Origin of the sequence: Kiloniella sp. EL199 (assembly GCF_900313065.1) — a bacterium.
Classification (GTDB): domain Bacteria; phylum Pseudomonadota; class Alphaproteobacteria; order Kiloniellales; family Kiloniellaceae; genus Kiloniella.
The window spans coordinates 236,125-253,527 of record NZ_OMPU01000006.1 but is presented as its reverse complement, the minus strand read 5'-3'; the positions used below and the strand labels follow the sequence as shown (position 1 = coordinate 253,527).

Sequence of the window (17,403 nt, the reverse complement as noted above, 5' to 3'; positions counted from 1 at the left end):
TTTTAACGTAACACCATATCTACCCGGCGGTTGAAGGCATTGGCCCCCTGCCCCTCGTCCCCACCTAGCGGATTTTCTTCACCGAGAGATTTGATATCAATTGAACTTGCATTGATTCCGTTTTCAATCAGCTTGTCACGTAAGTTACCCGCCCTTCGAAGACCAAGCTCTTTGTTATAATCCAATGCACCAACGGTATCTGTGTGACCAATCAAGCTGATATCAACTGTTTCTCTGGTTTGAATTTCTGCCAAAACAGATTCAAAAATGACATTTGATTCTTCTGTTAACTCTGCGCTATCAAAACCAAAGAAAAAGAAAAATGAAAGCGGTTTGGGTGGTTGAGCTGCTTCGGTTTCCGCCACTAGCTTTGCCACCAAATCATCAGATAATTCTCTGGGCTTTTTCGGCGCTTTGTCTGTTGGAATTTCAACAACGGTATTAACGGATGAAATTGTCTGAACACCGGCGTCATTTCGCACGCTAACCTCACCAACACTACCATCGTCTTCGGGCAAAAGAATAACATAGTTACCACGAGGTGCCGAACAGCCCGCCAAAACCAATAACAGTAATGGAAGCAAGATTTTAAACATAAATTTTGGCATTAAACCATTCCCCTTTGTCATCGACATTATTCTGCACGTACAAACATTTTAGTACCCCGCACAGAAATCGTCCCGGCAGGCGTTGTTATTTGCAGATCGTCATCGGGGTTCTTTGTCAGCTTGGCAATGATGCCCGAAATATAAAGGAGTGTCCCCTCAAAAAGCTGAACAGCAAATGCCAGCTTCTTGTTGTCAGGATCGAACTCAAAATTGTTCAACTTCAATGAAGAGTTACTCCCCAAAGAAACCAAGGTATTATCCCGAAACGATACACCTAAAGACGATTGATTGCGTGTTTTGACAATATCATCCTTGTACAGAGGATCGCCGACTTGAAGAACTCGCTCAGCTCCACCACTTTCTACATAGCAGACACCGTTCAACACCTTCACATAAGCGATTGCAGTTTCATCTGCCTGCGCGAAAGAACCAACCCCGAAAAAGAGTGATAAAAAAGACAATTTAATAAGAGACGTGCTCAATTTCCTGATCAGAAACATAGTTTCACAACCTTTAATCTACAGAAAGTATCGATATCTGTTATCCCAATCTGGCGTCAAAATCATGACGGCAAATACCCGCAAAACAGTTTTGCTATAACCATACCGCTCTACTCAACTTACATCAGTAATAAATCTCAATCTAGTAGTATAAAAATACACTGTTGTTTTTGGGAAAAAAATATTCACATAAAAATAAACAATAAATTATATAAACATACAAAACTGAAATTCATCAAAAACAGTATTCCGGTTAATACTGACACAATACTGCACATACTTATGCATAATGAGTTCTTTGAATTAAACTAGCCTAAAAAAGTCAGTAAAACCTATATCCACAAAAAATATCAGCTTTTAATGATTTATTATGAATCCGAATGATTCTTTTTCAACAAAGAATGGCAAATCTGCAATTGGGTTCAGGTATGTATTTAGGTCATTTTTAGACTTTTACTGACAATACCCCATCTATAATCAGGCCAGTATAATCCCATGAATAGCTTTACTGAACTTCCAGATATTGAAATTGCCACAGAAGATACAAAAAATTCCAATACCCATACGACAGAAGCTCCTTTCCCAGAAACAACAAATGAAGTTCCTTTTTCATTCGACGAACTGTTTTTCTCCCGAACGAATGAAAAGGGTATCATTCTATCGGGTAACAGCGTTTTTCAAGGTCAGGAACTTGCTGCAGCATCATGCCATAGCCATAGACATTAATCTTATCCCGAAAAGCCCCACCAACGAGCTGATACAAAGGCTGACCAGTGATTTTCCCGGCTATATCCCAAAGCGCAATATCTACACCTGACAGGGCTTGAATTGGCATACCTTTTTGACCGTGATCACGTATATCATTATACACAGTATTCCAAATTACTTCGCGATCACGAGGGTCCATACCAACAATCAGGGGTTGGATTACTTCTTCCACAATTGTTTTGTTTACAAGAGCAACCCCACCCGGGCCAAAACATTCCCCGATACCAGTAACCCCTTCATCCGTCGTCACTTCAACAATATGGGCAGTACGTTTGCGATAATATTTTTGAGAATACCCTAAAGGTTCGTCCAACTCATAAGAAAGAATATAGCTCTTAACCCCTGTAATCTTCATAACCTTACCTATATTTTATCGAAATAATACGGAATATTCGTGTCTTGTTTAACTACCAGATAAGCGTAATTTTTCCCCTGCATCATCAAGCAACACACCCATAGCTTCTTTCGCTTTATACTTATCGTGCCCGGCAATGGCCTGCACAACCTCAAGATGAAACACTAAAGATTTAATATTCTTGTCAGAATCCGGGTTTGTTACCTTGATACTAGAAAGAAGATCAGCGGAAATGAGTCCGCCCAGAGCTATAAGATAATCATTATGCGTGGCACGCAGTATCGCGACATGAAAATCCGCATCGGCCTTCGCAAAGCCTTCGGCATTATTGACATTTACTTCCATACGCTTATACGCCCGCCAGATCTCCTTCACGTCTTCTTCATTGGCACGTTGGCACGCCAACGCAGCGGCCCCGGGTTCCAAAACAGCACGCATTTCGCGTAACTCCAGAAGAACTTCCAAAGAAGGTTTTCCAATACGACACCAATCCATCACGTCCGGATCAAGCAAGCTCCATCGTGTTCTGGAAAGAACACTTGTCCCGAGACGAGGCCTGATTTGAACCAAGCCTTTTGCACTCAAGCGTTTCATTGCTTCACGAACGACTGTTCGACTTACGCCAAATTCTTCACAAAGAATATCTTCGTTTTCAAAACGCTCACCTTCACGAACATCGCCAGATACGATTCTGATCCCGATTGTTCTGGCGAGTTGTTCTGATAATCCTCTGGGTAGCGGCTCGTTCATGTAAACACCTGTAAGACTAATCAACAATTGCATTCATAATATGATTGCATATAAATGTCAATCATATTATGAATGCAATTAAAGGAATGCTATATTGCAGGTGAATTGGATGAAAAGCGTCTTATCAGTTGGCGAAATAATGTTAGAGATGTCAGATCAAGGTAATGATATCTATAAGAAAAGTTACGCAGGAGATACTTTCACGGTCGCTTACTATTTGAATTTGGTTTCAGGGGGCAATTTTCAAGCCGAATATCTGACTGCTCTTGGTAATGATGCCAAAAGTGAAAATTGTTTCCAGTTTATGGAAAGAAAAGGCGTTTTAACATCAAACTGTATTAAAGATTTGGACAGAACTATCGGCCTGTTTATTCTATCCAACGACAAAAAGGGCGAGAAACAATATAACTATTGGCGCAGCCAATCCGCTGCACGTCATATCTTTGATGAAAACAGAGATTTAACCGGGTATGAATACGTCTATTTTTCCGGCATCACGGCTGCCATTACAAAACACAGAGAAAATCTTCTTGAAGACATAAAAACAGCGCATGCTACAGGCTCAAAGATTTACTATGACATCAACCACCGGAAACAACTTTGGTTACCCGATGAAGCACGTAATTTTGCTGAACACATCTTGCCACAACTCGATCTGGTAAAAATATCAGACGAAGAATTACCCATAATTTTCCCTGACAGTACAATTGGTGAACTATCAGCCCTTTATCCAAAGCCGGAATGGGTTTTCACCTGCGGAGGAGAAAAGGCAGAGATTTGGAAAGAAGGTGAATTATTATGTCACAATTCCTTTAAATCAGTCCCTGAAGTTGTTGATAGCTCTGGTGCCGGAGATTCATTTATGGGGGTTTTTCTTGAAGGCAAGCTATCTGGCCGTTCATATGAAGAAATTTTACCGCGCGCACACGAAGTTGCATCACAAGTCGTTTGCTAAAAAGGCTCTATTGTATCCATTGACCTTACAGGATTAGAAACATGACAATAGAACACTATATGTCTTATCTAGAAAAAATGCCGTTGATTGCCATTTTACGTGGCATCCATCCCGAGCAAGCGATTGCTGTCTCAGATCATATCGTTGAAGCAGGTTTTACTTGCATGGAAGTCACTCTGAACACCAAGGGTTGGCAAGCTTCTATTCAGGCAATTCATAAAAGGCACGGCAACAATATCCTTTTAGGTGCTGGCACCGTTCTCTCCCCCAAAGACGTTACAACAATCAAGGATATAGGGGGACGCATTATAATTTCCCCAAACATGGATCCTGCAGTAATTCAACGCACCAAGGAATTGGGATTATTATCAGCACCAGGCTGCTACACGCCCACAGAATGCTTCACGGCATTGAGCCATGGCGCAGATATTTTGAAACTCTTCCCCGCAGAAACACTTGGCCTTCCCTTTATTAAGGCAACGAAATCCGTACTCCCCCCAAATACACATATTTGCCCAACTGGTGGCGTTACCCCAGATAACATGAAAACCTTCCTCGAAGCAGGTGTTTTTGCCCTGGGTATCGGATCAGCCATCTTCAAGCCAGGTAAAACCCTCACAGATATCAGGTCTTCTGCTGATAAATTTGCCAAAAAATTCATCGAATTCTCAGATCAAAACAAAATTTGATTTAATCTGCCCTCGAAAATCACACGCCTTAAAGTAGATTTAGGGATCACAAAACATATCGGTTAATATAAAAAAAATCGACTTTATTAAAGACACAGGCAAAACTACATGATATTTTAGTTAAAATTTAATGACTAAAACCTTGTTCGCAGGTTTCGATGTATATTCCCCCTATTTACACACGGACGGGAACAATCGTTACCCCTGAACCTCAAGCTAATCGAGGTCCAGCCTTTAAGCCTGCAACACAATCCACTGATGAAATAAAGACAATCAAAACTATAAATTCAGAAAACACGACAGGCAAAAAGTTACTCGCGCCCCCAACTGATGGGCGAGGTAGCCGTGTTGATATTTTAGTTTAAAGAAGAGTATTCAAATTCAAAGCGATAAGAATCTAAAAAACGGCCTAGAACAATAAGCCCCACGAATACAGCTCCCCAGTACCACTAAAGTATCACTAATTAAATAATACCCAACCCCACATACAACAAAAGCGCGATCAAATGAACGCGCTTTTGTTGTATGTCATCTTTTGCAATACCGTATTAGGCTGCAATACCTTCCCGCCAAGCGGTAGAAGATTTGCATGTCTTGCAAATGCGTTCACCAGGCCATTCGCTCACGAACTTTTCCCGACACTTCAGACAATTACGTTTTTTCTTCTCATACACCCGGTCAGAAACCGGCTTTGTATTGGACTGATCGCTCATTAATCCCTCCGTAGGACCCGGCAACTTATACCCTCAAGAACCGTAGTCCTAGGTAAATAGATAATTATTTAACTTCTTCCGCAGAAGAAAAAGGTCTCCAAAGCTCGTCAAGAGCCATCGCAACCTGACACTCTTAGTGGGTAAACGTATAGGACGTAGAACTATTCCAAATCATAAAACAGTTCCGCATCTATACGTTTTTTAAAGCGTCTCAAATTGTGGCAATTCCGACAGTCGACTACATAGAGACTTATGCAGAAAGAAACGGAACGGAGACTCAACAAAGGCACTTTGTGCAATGCACAAGTATTAAATAATGTAAGTGAGAAAAAAAATCAACTACCGTCATGTAAAATCTGACGATGTCAACGTATTTTTCTGTCGTTTTTCTGTAATATATTATTCCACAACGAAAGGTTCTACCTGTCCTCCGTAGCCGTGGACGCTATCATGAGCCCGGATAAAAACTTTTTTTACGCCCTTGGGAATCTCAACACCGGATAAAGATCTGGTAAAGGGTTGCTCGTTTTCATGGGGGTGATGAAGCACACGCGTAGCCAGAATAGTCCCGTCCTCAGTAATGATCTCCCAGCGGTTCGCATAGTGATCCCACCCTGTGTCATCATGACGCACCGTCACATTAAAGCGCCAGCCTCGGTCTCCGTCTTTATATCCGTCAACTTTTATAACGTCTGCTTCCCCTGCGATCACTGGATTCAAAGAAGAAAGAAGCAAGGTCAACGGCAACAAGGCATAGCGAACAGAAACAAAAAATCTTTGCATAACTTTCCCTCGAAGGATTCTTTTAATCTAGAATGTTCAGCTATCTATAACAGAGGAAGCCTGACAACACTTCTCACAACACAGTGAGGTACTCCATAACCTTTAATATAAATTACTATATCGGCCCTCAAACAAAGGATGAATGAAACAAATAAATAGAATTCACCACAGCAACCAAACGCAACGACAGATTGCTTTAGAGAATCTCTCCTCTAAGTCTCACAAATATCCATCAGAAATAAAAAATACTCTCGGGGGAAAACAAAACGTGAATTCTGCTTCATCTGAAACTTGCCTTCGCCCGATCATCAACACATAATGTCCCCATGTCAGATCTATTTCAGTCAGCCCCCACAAATGAAACCACGGTTGATTATTCAGCCAAGGATATTCAAGTTCTCGAAGGTCTTGAACCTGTTCGACATCGCCCCGGCATGTATATCGGTGGTAACGATGAACGCGCCATGCATCATCTTGTTGCAGAGGTTCTTGATAACGCCATGGACGAGGCTGTTGCAGGACATGCAACACGAATCGATATCGAGCTTGGCCTAGATAATCAGATAACGATCAAAGATAACGGGCGCGGCATTCCTGTTGATTCTCACCCCAAATACACAGACAAATCTGCATTGGAAGTAATTCTGACAACCCTGCACTCGGGCGCGAAATTTACACAGGATGCCTATGCAACATCCGGTGGTCTTCATGGTGTCGGTGTTTCTGTCGTAAATGCCTTGTCTGATTCCATGTATGTAGAAGTTGCAAGGGACCGTCAGCTTTACCGACAGGAATACAGCAAAGGGCATCCGCTAACCAAACTGGACCTGATTGGCAAAACCAACAATAGACGCGGAACGACGATTTCATTCCATCCAGATGCCGAAATCTTTGAGCCCGGATGTAAATTCCAACCAGCCCGTCTCTACAAGATGACAAGATCAAAGGCCTATCTATTCAAAGGCGTTCAGATCCGCTGGACTTGCGAGCCTTCTCTTGTTGAAGGAAGTAACATTCCCCCAAGCGAAGTCATCCACTTCCCGAACGGTTTGAAGGACTTTATTGATTCACAACTTGGCGAACGCCCGGCACTAACATCAGAATCATTTGCTGGTGAAGCCGAATTTTCCGATGGTCAAGGACGTGCTGAGTGGGCGATTTGCTGGCCTCGTGACGAACAGGGGTTCGTAAACTCCTATTGTAATACCATTCCCACACCTGATGGCGGCAGCCATGAAAGTGGTATGCGCTCTGGTCTTTTAAAAGGCCTCAAGGCATATGGAGAACTCACCGGCATCAAAAAAGCGGCACAAATAACCGGCGATGATCTTTTAAACGGTAGCATTTCGGTTCTCTCTGTCTTTATTAGAGATCCGCAATTTCAGGGACAAACCAAGGACAAACTCGCCACGCCCCTTGCCGCAAAATTAACCGAAGCGACAATTAAAGATCATTTTGATCTGTGGTTGGCTAGTAATCCTGAAAGCTCCAGAATTTTGCTGGAACGTATTATCGAACGCAGCGAAGATCGATTAAGAAGAAGGCAAGATAAAGAAACCAGCCGTAAAACAGCGACACGTAAAGTACGCTTACCCGGAAAACTTGCGGACTGTAGCAGCAACAAATCAAACGACACAGAAATATTTTTGGTCGAGGGTGATTCAGCTGGCGGTTCTGCAAAGCAAGCCCGGGACAGAAAAACACAAGCGATCCTGCCTTTGCGTGGGAAAATTTTGAATGTTGCCTCTGCTACGGCGGATAAAATCAAAGCAAATCAGGAAATTGCTGATATCACCTTGGCATTGGGCTGTGGCACCAAAGGACAGTTCGACAAAGACAAGCTTCGTTACGAGCGGATCATCATCATGACTGATGCTGACGTTGACGGCGCTCATATCGCATCTTTGTTAATGACTTTCTTTTATCAGGAAATGCCCGGTCTGATCGAAAGCGGTCACCTCTATCTCGCCATGCCACCACTTTATCGACTGACGCAAGGCAGTAAAACAGTCTATGCCATGGATGATGAGCATCGTTTAGCACTAGAAGAGACTGAACTGACTGGACGAGGAAAAGTTGAAGTCAGTCGCTTTAAAGGTCTGGGTGAAATGCCACCCAAACAGCTTAAAGAAACAACAATGGATCCAGCAAAAAGAACGCTTCTGCGTGTTACTGTTCATCACAATGATGATTATGATCCTGCCGAAAGTCAGAGAGCCGCAGCCGACAGAGTTAACTGCCTTATGGGCAAAAAACCTGAACTCCGGTTTAACTTTATTCAAGACAACGCGAAGTTCGTTTCAGATATAGATATCTAGATATAAATCAGACCAGCTTATATAAAGCACTGCTATTGGCTTGAATAGCAGTGCTTTTTCATTTGAATTATGGTCAATCCAACGCGCCATCACCGCAACATTGCCCCTTTTTAGTCACAAAGCCTCTCCCTTTCGGCATAAAGCCGCGCGATAAAAATAAAAAGAAACAACTCTTTCTATTCTTGAATGGCAGGGCAGCGGCATGCTGAAAACAATCATAACCGAACAATTCTCCCCTTTTATCAAAACTTCATTTATTACAAGCGTATTAGCTGTCTTTTTTACAGTTATGGCGGGAAATCCTTCTGTCGCAAACAATCTGGTCACGGCCAACGATATGAAAAGAGGCTCGTTGTTATTAAAAACAACAGAAGCCGGTAAAATGGTCGAAGCCATACAGCTTGCTACAAATGTAGAAATAGACATCAACGGACCAATTGCTCGCACAAAAGTTACTCAACGCTTCAGAAACCCGTCAAATGGATGGGTAGAAGGAACCTATGTTTTCCCCCTGCCAGAAACATCAGCTGTTGATACGCTGAAAATGCAAATTGGTGATCGCTTCATCGAGGGCATTATCAAGCCTAAAAAAGAAGCGCGTAAAATTTATGATGACGCAAAAAAGGAAGGCAAGAAAGCTAGCTTGGTCGAACAGTTGCGCCCGAACTTATTTACCAATTCAGTCGCAAATATAGGGCCGCAAGAGATCGTTGTCGTTCAAATTGAATATCAAGAGACTGTCAAACAATCAAACGGCCTTTTTTCTCTCCGGTTTCCAATGGTTGCCGCCCCGCGTTACAATCCCAAACCACGCATTGTTGAAAGTGTAAATTTTGAGAATGATGAACAGTGGGGAACTGTTAAAGATCCTGTTCCTGATCGTGAAGAGATCACTTCTCCAGTTTTAAATCCAGCAAAACAGGCTAAAAGCAATCCAGTATCTCTGAATGTCAACTTGGCCTCGGGCTTTCCCATCGGTGAAATCAAAAGCCCGTTCCACGGCATAACCACAGATTACAAATCCAAAGATAAGGTCAACGTTTCTCTTAGCGATCAAATTGTACCTGCAGATCGCGATTTTGAGCTCAACTGGAAAGCCGAACCCAAGAAATCACCGCGTGTAGCTTTATTTAAAGAAACCATTGGTCAGGACGACTATTTCCTTGCCTTCGTAACACCACCAAAACTCGCGAAATTTTCTCAAAATGAAATCACGACGCCTGACAGAGAAGTCATTTTTGTTATTGATAACTCCGGTTCCATGGCAGGACCATCAATGAGACAGGCAAAGGAAAGTTTGCTTTTAGCACTTGCAAAACTGCGTAATCAGGACCGCTTTAACGTTATAAGGTTCGACGATACCTACGAAGTCCTTTTCCCTTCAGCCCTTGAAGCCAACACCGGAAACCTTGATATCGCAAAAAGATTTGTGTCTTCACTCGAGGCAGATGGCGGAACAGAAATGTTACCGGCGTTAGAAGCCGCATTGGAAGATCAGACACCCCACGACAAATCCACTTTACGGCAGATTGTTTTTCTGACTGACGGTGCCATTGGCAATGAAAAGCAAATGTTTGATACCATTGTCAAAAAGCGGGGACGGTCCAGAATTTTCACTGTTGGTATCGGGTCTGCCCCCAACAGTCACTTTATGAATCGCGCGTCGAGCTATGGTAAAGGCACCTTTACCCATATTGGATCTGAGCAACAGGTCAGATCCCGTATGAATGAACTTTTCACAAAGCTTGAAACCCCTGTATTAACTGACTTACAAGCAAACTGGGATAAAAGAAACAATGTTGAAATGAGCCCAAGCCAATTGCCAGATCTTTATAGCGGAGAACCTGTGGTTATCCTGGCAAAAGCAAAAAACACAACTCAATCAACCCAAGAAACACTGGATGTTTCTGGTCAATTCGCAAATCAGCCCTGGACAATTAAATTACCTCTGCACAAAGCACAGCAAGGAAAAGGCATTGGCAAACTATGGGGCAGAAGGAAAATTGCAGAAATAGAAGGCCAGTACTTCCTGGCCGACAACTGGAATGTTCTTGATCAAGATATACTCAATACTGCCTTGAAATACGGCTTAATCAGTAAAATGACCAGCCTTGTTGCCGTTGACATCACCCCATCAAGACCAACTGGTATAGATTACAACAGTCAGGAAATAGCTTTGAATCTTCCTGCCGGATGGGATTTTGAGAAAGTATTCGGCCCAGATTACATCTCAACGTCAGAATCACTCCAAGATGCCAATATTTCACCGCTGCATACTTTGGCAGCAAGTGATACCCCTATCGCAAGACCGACATCAGCAAAGGCCAAATCAATTCCCTTACCCGCAACAGCAACAACCGCAGAACTTAAAATAATTCTTGGCATCCTTCTCTTGCTTGCCACGGTGTTGTTTATGTTGGTATCGCGTAAAATGCTTCCCAATGGACAGCGTCAATAACTATGGCAATCTCGTATGATACCCAACCTGTTTCACAAAAAGGATGGCTCGCTCAGTATCTGGCAAGAGGAACCAGAAAATTCCTCTTGCTGGCTTTATTTATAACTGGTTTTGCATTAATCGGGGATGGCCTTTACATCAAGCTGAAAGCTGTACTGGCACAACACCTGTTACAACAAGCCTGGCAAGAGACTTTAACAACCCAAACGCCCCAAAAAGCATGGTCTTGGGCTGATACTTATCCTGTTGCAGAAATCAGCCTGCCTGACCTGACTAGTGAGCCTGTAATCGCCTTGCGCGGCAGTAGCGGAGAAGCCTTGGCATTTGCGCCGGGGCATTTAGAAAACACCGCACTGCCCGGACAACAGGGAACAGCCGTTTATGCAGCACATAGAGATACTCATTTTGCTTTTCTTGAAAATATAAAAGCAACTGACACCATCAAGGTAAAAGATCCTCAAGGGCGAGATCATTTGTATAAAGTGGATAACATCAGGATCACCAAATGGGATCAATCAGGCATTACCAATCAAAACACGTCAAAGCGAATAGCTCTGGTCACTTGCTGGCCTTTCGATGCTCAGACACCCGGCCCTCTCCGTTATATCGTAGAAGGTCAGTTGATTGAAAATCTCTCCGCAGATTAGACAAACAATAGCTTTGGAAAAGAGTTAAAAAGACTTGCAAATCTTAACTTCGCTCCAACCAGCTTCGTAGAGATTTATTCACTTCTTCAGGATATTCGATATTAGACAGGTGCCCACAGTCTTCCAAAACCAACAGTTCCGCATTTGGTGTCAAAGAGGCAATTTCTTCAGAACAATCCAAAGGCGTAATCAGGTCATCTCGACCGCAGATCACTTGTACCGGGCACTTTATCTTCGGTAAAATGTCCAGATGGCTTTCACGATCCAAAATCGCAGTTTGTTGTCGAACAAAAGCTTCTTGCCCCACTTCTTCTGCCATCTTGTATATTTCAGGCGTCAAGGACGTATCTTCCATTCGGTCAGGATGAATAAGAAGAGGCATCAAGTGCGGCGTCACTCCCTTAAACTTTCCACGACCAGCCAAAGAAAGTAGACCACGTCTACGTCGTTTTTGTTCGGGACTATCTGCACGTGCTTTTGTATCAATCAACGCCAGACGCTTCACTCGTTCGGGTGCAATCCGCATAATCTCGAGCGCAACATACCCCCCCATAGATAATCCAACGAGATTGAATTTACCGCGTACCTGTTTCAAAGCCTGCAATGCAAGTTCATTTATAGAACTTGCCTGAGTAAGGTCAGGTACTTCACAAAGATATTGATCTTTAAAAAAATTCAACTGTGGTGTCCACAGTCGTTCGTTACATAACAAACCTGGTAAAAAAACCAGACGTTCTTTTTCATTCATGAAATTAATCGTTTTCTTTAAGTAGGTTCGATAGCTTTTTAAATTCCGGCGTTCCGGCCTTTTTCAGCATTTCAAACATCACCATCTCGCTTGAAACTACTTCAGCACCAGATCTGATCATCCGCTCCAGTGCCAGCTTTCTGTTCTCTTCAGCACGCGAGCCAATCGCATCTGCCACCACAAAAATATCAAACCTTTCTGCCAGCAACTCTAAAACAGTTTGCTGAACACAGACATGGGCCTCAATACCTGTCACGATAACCTGCCGTCGTCCTGTTTCCTTTAAAGCAGTCATGAAAGGCGCACAGCCTGCAGAACTAAAAGAAATTTTTTCGAACACATTATTTTCCGTGTAAAAATCACCCAGCGGTTCAACAGTATGGCCAAGTCCCTTTGGATATTGTTCAGTCACCAGAACAGGCACAGATAACTCGGACGCCGTTTTCAAAACCAGTTCATTGGCTTTCAGGATTGATTCGAGCTCAGGGATAGCAGGTGCCAATCTGTCTTGCACATCTATGACAACAACAACCGAATCTTCTGCAGACATCAACATTTTTCAAGCACCTTTATCAAGTTAACTGACACGTATTGACTTAGACAACGCAGGATTAAAATTAAACAATAATATTACTTTATGGCGTAATTTATCGATTTTCAGTACCTAAAACACAGTACAAATTGACTTTTTCAAAGCTTTCCGTATTATGCGCACGTCGCTTCTGGAAAGCACGCGTAAGCTTTTGCGCATTTCTGCTTTTTTTTGACTAACGCTCAAGCGTAACTAAGGAATACATGAGCTTTTCTGATCTTGGATTAAATCCAAAGCTCCTGCAGGCTGTCGAGGATGTTGGCTATACGACACCTACGCCTATTCAGGAACAAGCAATCCCCTACGTGTTAATGGGTCGTGATGTAATGGGCTGTGCTCAAACCGGGACAGGTAAAACTGCCTCGTTTACGCTGCCTATGATCGAAATGCTGTCCAGTGGTCGGGCACGTGCAAGAATGCCACGTTCTTTGATCCTGACACCAACACGTGAACTTGCCCATCAGATTTCGGAAAATTTCGAAAGCTATGGAAAATACAGCAAGCTTAGCAAAGCTCTCCTTATCGGAGGCTCTTCCTTTGCGGAGCAAACAAAGCTCCTCGAACGCGGCGTTGATGTACTAATTGCAACACCTGGTCGCCTTCTTGATCTTTTCGAGAGAGGCAAGATCATGCTTGTTGACACCAAACTCTTGGTGATCGATGAAGCAGACCGAATGTTGGATATGGGTTTCATTCCTGATGTGGAAAAGATTGTCTCTTTACTTCCGCCATTAAGACAGACACTCTTTTTCTCCGCCACGATGGCGCCGGAAATCAAGAAACTGTCTGATAAATTCCTCAGCAATCCAAAAGAAATCTCTGTGACGAAGCAGGCATCGACGGCTGAAACTGTAGAGCAAACAATTATCAAGATTGACGGCACTCCCAAAGATAAACGTGAGGCGCTTCGTCAAATCATGACTGGCGAAGATGAAATTCAATCCGCTATTTTATTCTGTAATAGAAAAAAAGACGTCGACATTCTTAATAAATCTCTAAATGTACACGGATTTTCTGCTGCAGCTCTTCATGGTGACATGGTTCAATCATCCCGGATGGAAACACTGAACGACTTTAAGGACGGCAAAGTTAAGTTGTTGGTATGTTCAGACGTTGCAGCACGTGGTTTGGATATTCCGGCTGTGTCGCACGTCTTTAACTTTGATGTTCCCGTTAATCCTGAAGACTATGTTCACCGTATCGGCAGAACCGGGCGTGCAGGACGTGAAGGTAAAGCATTTACAATTGCGACAATCGAAGATTACAAGGCTTTAAACAACGTGTTAACAACGATCAATAGCGGTATCCCTGTCGTCTCTCTTGAAGGCTTTGAAAGCTGGACAGACGAAGAAGCTGCATCACTAAAAGGCCGCAGACGCCGCCGCCCATCAAAAGCGACAGCAAAAAGCGGTGATGCCAAAGAAGCAAAACCAAGCCGTCGTCGCAAGAAATCAGATGACGTTTCTGAGGATGCTTCTGCCGACGCAACAGCACGAAATGCAGGCAATAATAACGAAGAAAAACGTAGTGCGAAAAAGCCTTCAAGAACAGATCGTCGAAAATCCAAACCGACGGCTGTTATTGGCGAAAGAGAACCGTCATCAGAGCCGAGTAACCCTACCAGCTCTTTTGGTGATCACACGCCAGCCTTTATTCTTCGGGAAGCAAAAGTCGCGTAAACAAGCCATCACTTGCTGTAATTTCTATAAAGGCGGTCTTTAAGGTCGCCTTTATTATTTCCATACAGTCAGGGCAAGTTCACATGGCCCAACATAATGATTGATGCGTAACTATAACATGGTATTTATAAATCTTACCCCGCCTGTATCGTTTTGAATATTTGACAAAGCGATTCCAAGATAGAGCATCAGTATGAACAAAGATTCTGCCATCCGTTTAGGTGTCCCCTATTCACTCTTTTACATCTTTGTCTTCATGACCATGGGCATTATCCTCGTATTTTGGCCTCTATGGCTTTCGGAAAGAGGCCTTAGCAAATCAGAGATTGGAAATATACTCGCAATCCCCCCATTTCTCATGGTGCTTGTTTCCCCAGCCATCGCTTTCATATCAGAGAAAAGCGGCTATAGCAGAGCAACTCTCTTTTCAACAGCACTGATATCTTGCTGTTTCTTCTTCGCTTTTTATTTCGCCGAGGATTTTTACCTTTATCTCCTGCTACAGGCCGGCGCATCCTGCTGCTTCCTTTCTCTCATTCCTTTAAGTGACAATCAAACACTCAAGGCTGTTCGACTGTATGATTTGAATTACGGAAGAATAAGGCTTTGGGGGTCGATTTCATTCATTGCGACAAGTTTTGGGGTGGGATACCTGCTTGATCTGATTGATATCAACTGGACACTCTGGCTCATTTTATGTGCTCTCATTGTTGTTGCTTTCTTCAGCTTGACTCTTCCTCAACTACCAAAAGAGGAAGAAAAGGCAACGGGTAATCCAAGAATATTCCTCAGAAAGCCAAGCTTTCTTTTTTTCATTCTTGGAGCTGGCATGATCATTGGTAGTCACGCCGCATACTATGCCTTTGGTTCTCTTTATTTAACTTCTCTCGGGTACAGTAGAAGTCTGGTTGGATTTATCTGGGCATTCGGGGTTATGGCCGAGGTCCTTTTATTTGCCTTCAGTAACAAGCTGTTTAAAAGTGCGCGCTCCTTACATCTTATCATCATAGGTAGCATTGCCGGTATCATCAGATGGGGAACTCTTGGCTTTAGCGACAGCATGGTTTTAATCATTGGCATACAGGTACTACACGCCCTTACATTCGGCTTAACTCACCTGGGATCTATGTCATTTATTACCAAACACGCCCCCAAAGACGTCTCGGCATCTGCACAAAGCCTTTATTCAAGCATAGCTAATGGCCTGATGATGGGGGTAGCAATTTTCGTTTCCGGTATCCTTTTTGATATTGATTCGTCTTATGCCTTTCTTGCTATGGTTGGCATGGCCGTAATTGGCGGCATGATAATATGGACATTAACAAAAGTAGTGCCACCAAGTAGTGCTCCGCCCCCGAAAGAGTACACACATCAGGAATTTCCCTAAGGTTAATTCTCTAGGCCTGAAGTTATCTCTAAGAAAGTCCGGTTCATGAGCGAATTCTCAATCAAGGCAGCCAGCACATTAAAGATGTTGGCTGATGCTCTTATTTTTATCAGCAAAATAAAGAGGAACCATTTAGCGCTTAATGCACCACCAGAAGATTTATCTCTTGCAATGATTAAGCTTTATGAACAAGAGGACTTTATCCATAAAGATCTCTACATGGTCAAAAATTGACGAGATTTTAATATTACCCGCGTTTAAAATTAATTATTATTTACCGTGTTAACAGATAAATAATAGTATGAAGCCACCTTAAATCTGGAGAAAACCATTTGAAAAAACGCCATGTATTAGTACTTTGGGCAATCCTTCTATTACTGTTTTCAAAGGTAGCCATTGCAGATAAGACACGCCCCGTGACCATGGCATGTAGTTCTTTCCCGCCATATAAGATAGAAAACCCGGGAGCAGGTCCAAAAGGCATTGATGTTGACATCATGCTTGAAGTCTTCGCCCTTGCAGAACGAACTGTTGATTATAAATTTTATCCTTGGAAAAGAGCAGTGAAGCTCGTCGAACAAGGAAAAATTGACGGCCTCTGTGGTTGCTCCTATCACCCTGACAGGAATCAAAACTTCATTTTTTCTGATATTCTCGGTCAATTAAGCCAAGGTGTATTTTTGTCGGACAAAGTAAGTCTAAACGACTTTAAATCTGTGGCTGATTTAAAAGATCTTTCTGTTGCCAGCGTCAGAGGATATGCCGTTCACAAAGAACTCATAGAACATGGCATCAATACACACGAAGCAACCAATGATGATGAACTATTAACTCTACTCGAAAACGGTCGCGTCGATGCGATTTACTCTTATCGGGACACAGTGCTCTTTGCCTTGGCAAATCGAGGGGAAAGTGGCCACGTTACTTATAGAGAGTTTGTCAGCCACCCTTATTATTTTTGCTTTTCAAAAAAATCAGATCAGGCACAAAATATTATTAACGACATAAACCGTGGCCTTCGTATAATTAGACACAATGGCACTTACGAAAAGATCAGGAAAAATTACCAATAAAAAGCCTCTTAATTCGTTTTTTTGAAACTCAACTAGGGTGTGGACTCAATTGATCCATAATTTCATTGAAAAGAGGTATAGCATATTTAAAAAGTTTGCTCCCTTTTTCTCAAATCGTGTTGCCAGCCGCCTCATATCTTTCATTTTACAGAAGAACCGTTCAACAATATTTCTCATAGCATAGAGATTTTTATCATGGGGAACGGGATTTTTGGCATTTCGTTTTGAGGGGATAACCGCCAAAGCACCTTCATCAGCGATATCCAGTCTGATTTTACCACTGCTGTAGGCTTTGTCGGCAACAATAGCCAGAGGCGGTACCTCCCAGTCCAGAAATTCAGGCATTAATTTACTATCGTGAACATGACCACCACTAATGG

At 42.8% G+C, this 17,403-nt stretch carries 18 protein-coding genes; 9 read left to right on the top strand and 9 right to left on the bottom strand.

The window, feature by feature from the left end; genetic code table 11:
* Window positions 1-2: 2 nt before the first annotated feature.
* The 4 genes from D9A03_RS04540 to D9A03_RS04525 form a co-directional block, all read right to left on the bottom strand.
* The gene (locus D9A03_RS04540) at window positions 3-608 is read right to left on the bottom strand and encodes an OmpA family protein (protein ID WP_162937974.1); all 606 of its coding nucleotides are present in this window, start codon (window positions 606-608) and stop codon (window positions 3-5) included.
* A gap of 26 nt (window positions 609-634) precedes the next feature.
* Complete coding sequence (locus D9A03_RS04535) at window positions 635-1,090, bottom strand: FecR domain-containing protein (protein WP_162937973.1); 456 nt, start codon at window positions 1,088-1,090, stop codon at window positions 635-637.
* Between the two features lie 670 nt (window positions 1,091-1,760).
* Entirely contained in the window at window positions 1,761-2,231 is a 471-nt protein-coding gene (locus D9A03_RS04530) for a hypothetical protein (RefSeq protein ID WP_120496030.1), read from the bottom strand.
* A gap of 48 nt (window positions 2,232-2,279) precedes the next feature.
* Window positions 2,280-2,981, bottom strand: coding sequence for a FadR/GntR family transcriptional regulator (locus D9A03_RS04525; RefSeq protein ID WP_162937972.1), 702 nt, complete (start codon window positions 2,979-2,981; stop codon window positions 2,280-2,282).
* Window positions 2,982-3,090: 109 nt separating this feature from the next.
* On the opposite strand from D9A03_RS04525, the gene D9A03_RS04520 reads away from it, so the two are divergent.
* Both D9A03_RS04520 and D9A03_RS04515 read left to right on the top strand, forming a co-directional pair.
* The gene (locus D9A03_RS04520) at window positions 3,091-3,936 is read left to right on the top strand and encodes a PfkB family carbohydrate kinase (protein ID WP_120496028.1); all 846 of its coding nucleotides are present in this window, start codon (window positions 3,091-3,093) and stop codon (window positions 3,934-3,936) included.
* A gap of 41 nt (window positions 3,937-3,977) precedes the next feature.
* Entirely contained in the window at window positions 3,978-4,625 is a 648-nt protein-coding gene (locus D9A03_RS04515) for a 2-dehydro-3-deoxy-6-phosphogalactonate aldolase (protein ID WP_120496027.1), read from the top strand.
* Window positions 4,626-5,173: 548 nt separating this feature from the next.
* Here D9A03_RS04515 and D9A03_RS19725 read toward each other — a convergent pair.
* A complete protein-coding gene (locus D9A03_RS19725; protein ID WP_020593633.1) occupies window positions 5,174-5,338 on the bottom strand; it encodes a hypothetical protein in 165 nt (54 codons plus the stop codon).
* A 399-nt stretch (window positions 5,339-5,737) separates the two neighbouring features.
* Window positions 5,738-6,121, bottom strand: a complete 384-nt coding sequence (locus D9A03_RS04505; protein WP_120496025.1) for a hypothetical protein — start codon at window positions 6,119-6,121, stop codon at window positions 5,738-5,740.
* A gap of 326 nt (window positions 6,122-6,447) precedes the next feature.
* Here D9A03_RS04505 and parE point away from each other — a divergent pair, with 326 nt between their 5' ends.
* The 3 genes from parE to D9A03_RS04490 all read left to right on the top strand — a co-directional run bounded on the left by parE (window position 6,448) and on the right by D9A03_RS04490 (window position 11,544).
* On the top strand, window positions 6,448-8,439 hold the full coding sequence (gene parE / locus D9A03_RS04500; protein WP_120496024.1) for a DNA topoisomerase IV subunit B: 1,992 nt from the start codon (window positions 6,448-6,450) through the stop codon (window positions 8,437-8,439).
* A gap of 202 nt (window positions 8,440-8,641) precedes the next feature.
* Window positions 8,642-10,897: a marine proteobacterial sortase target protein gene (locus tag D9A03_RS04495; protein ID WP_120496023.1), complete on the top strand. Its 2,256-nt coding sequence runs from the start codon at window positions 8,642-8,644 to the stop codon at window positions 10,895-10,897.
* 2 nt (window positions 10,898-10,899) lie between these two features.
* Window positions 10,900-11,544, top strand: a complete 645-nt coding sequence (locus D9A03_RS04490; RefSeq protein ID WP_120496022.1) for a class GN sortase — start codon at window positions 10,900-10,902, stop codon at window positions 11,542-11,544.
* A gap of 43 nt (window positions 11,545-11,587) precedes the next feature.
* Here D9A03_RS04490 and D9A03_RS04485 read toward each other — a convergent pair whose 3' ends face one another.
* Entirely contained in the window at window positions 11,588-12,292 is a 705-nt protein-coding gene (locus D9A03_RS04485; protein ID WP_120496021.1) for an alpha/beta fold hydrolase, read from the bottom strand.
* Between the two features lie 4 nt (window positions 12,293-12,296).
* Entirely contained in the window at window positions 12,297-12,848 is a 552-nt protein-coding gene (locus D9A03_RS04480) for a hydrolase (protein ID WP_120496020.1), read from the bottom strand.
* Window positions 12,849-13,087: 239 nt separating this feature from the next.
* Here D9A03_RS04480 and D9A03_RS04475 point away from each other — a divergent pair, with 239 nt between their 5' ends.
* From D9A03_RS04475 to D9A03_RS04460, 4 genes are all read left to right on the top strand, one after another.
* Entirely contained in the window at window positions 13,088-14,563 is a 1,476-nt protein-coding gene (locus D9A03_RS04475; protein ID WP_120496019.1) for a DEAD/DEAH box helicase, read from the top strand.
* 193 nt (window positions 14,564-14,756) lie between these two features.
* Complete coding sequence (locus D9A03_RS04470; RefSeq protein ID WP_120496018.1) at window positions 14,757-15,950, top strand: MFS transporter; 1,194 nt, start codon at window positions 14,757-14,759, stop codon at window positions 15,948-15,950.
* A gap of 45 nt (window positions 15,951-15,995) precedes the next feature.
* A complete protein-coding gene (locus tag D9A03_RS04465) occupies window positions 15,996-16,184 on the top strand; it encodes a hypothetical protein (protein WP_120496017.1) in 189 nt (62 codons plus the stop codon).
* A gap of 98 nt (window positions 16,185-16,282) precedes the next feature.
* Window positions 16,283-17,023 (top strand): ABC transporter substrate-binding protein, encoded by a 741-nt coding sequence (locus tag D9A03_RS04460; RefSeq protein WP_120496016.1) that lies wholly within the window; start codon window positions 16,283-16,285, stop codon window positions 17,021-17,023.
* 45 nt (window positions 17,024-17,068) lie between these two features.
* Here D9A03_RS04460 and D9A03_RS04455 read toward each other — a convergent pair whose 3' ends face one another.
* Window positions 17,069-17,401 carry a transposase gene (locus D9A03_RS04455; RefSeq protein ID WP_256386289.1) on the bottom strand — a complete coding sequence of 111 codons (333 nt, stop codon included), beginning with the start codon at window positions 17,399-17,401 and terminating at the stop codon, window positions 17,069-17,071.
* Window positions 17,402-17,403: the final 2 nt, after the last annotated feature.

Coding starts and splice junctions, on each gene's coding strand:
- D9A03_RS04540 (WP_162937974.1), bottom strand. CDS start 608: ATGCCAAAATTTATGTTTAAAATCTTGCTTCCATTACTGTTATTGGTT.
- D9A03_RS04530 (WP_120496030.1), bottom strand. CDS start 2,231: ATGAAGATTACAGGGGTTAAGAGCTATATTCTTTCTTATGAGTTGGAC.
- D9A03_RS04525 (WP_162937972.1), bottom strand. CDS start 2,981: ATGAACGAGCCGCTACCCAGAGGATTATCAGAACAACTCGCCAGAACA.
- D9A03_RS04520 (WP_120496028.1), top strand. CDS start 3,091: ATGAAAAGCGTCTTATCAGTTGGCGAAATAATGTTAGAGATGTCAGAT.
- D9A03_RS04515 (WP_120496027.1), top strand. CDS start 3,978: ATGACAATAGAACACTATATGTCTTATCTAGAAAAAATGCCGTTGATT.
- D9A03_RS19725 (WP_020593633.1), bottom strand. CDS start 5,338: ATGAGCGATCAGTCCAATACAAAGCCGGTTTCTGACCGGGTGTATGAG.
- D9A03_RS04505 (WP_120496025.1), bottom strand. CDS start 6,121: ATGCAAAGATTTTTTGTTTCTGTTCGCTATGCCTTGTTGCCGTTGACC.
- parE (WP_120496024.1), top strand. CDS start 6,448: ATGTCAGATCTATTTCAGTCAGCCCCCACAAATGAAACCACGGTTGAT.
- D9A03_RS04495 (WP_120496023.1), top strand. CDS start 8,642: ATGCTGAAAACAATCATAACCGAACAATTCTCCCCTTTTATCAAAACT.
- D9A03_RS04490 (WP_120496022.1), top strand. CDS start 10,900: ATGGCAATCTCGTATGATACCCAACCTGTTTCACAAAAAGGATGGCTC.
- D9A03_RS04485 (WP_120496021.1), bottom strand. CDS start 12,292: ATGAATGAAAAAGAACGTCTGGTTTTTTTACCAGGTTTGTTATGTAAC.
- D9A03_RS04480 (WP_120496020.1), bottom strand. CDS start 12,848: ATGTTGATGTCTGCAGAAGATTCGGTTGTTGTTGTCATAGATGTGCAA.
- D9A03_RS04475 (WP_120496019.1), top strand. CDS start 13,088: ATGAGCTTTTCTGATCTTGGATTAAATCCAAAGCTCCTGCAGGCTGTC.
- D9A03_RS04470 (WP_120496018.1), top strand. CDS start 14,757: ATGAACAAAGATTCTGCCATCCGTTTAGGTGTCCCCTATTCACTCTTT.
- D9A03_RS04465 (WP_120496017.1), top strand. CDS start 15,996: ATGAGCGAATTCTCAATCAAGGCAGCCAGCACATTAAAGATGTTGGCT.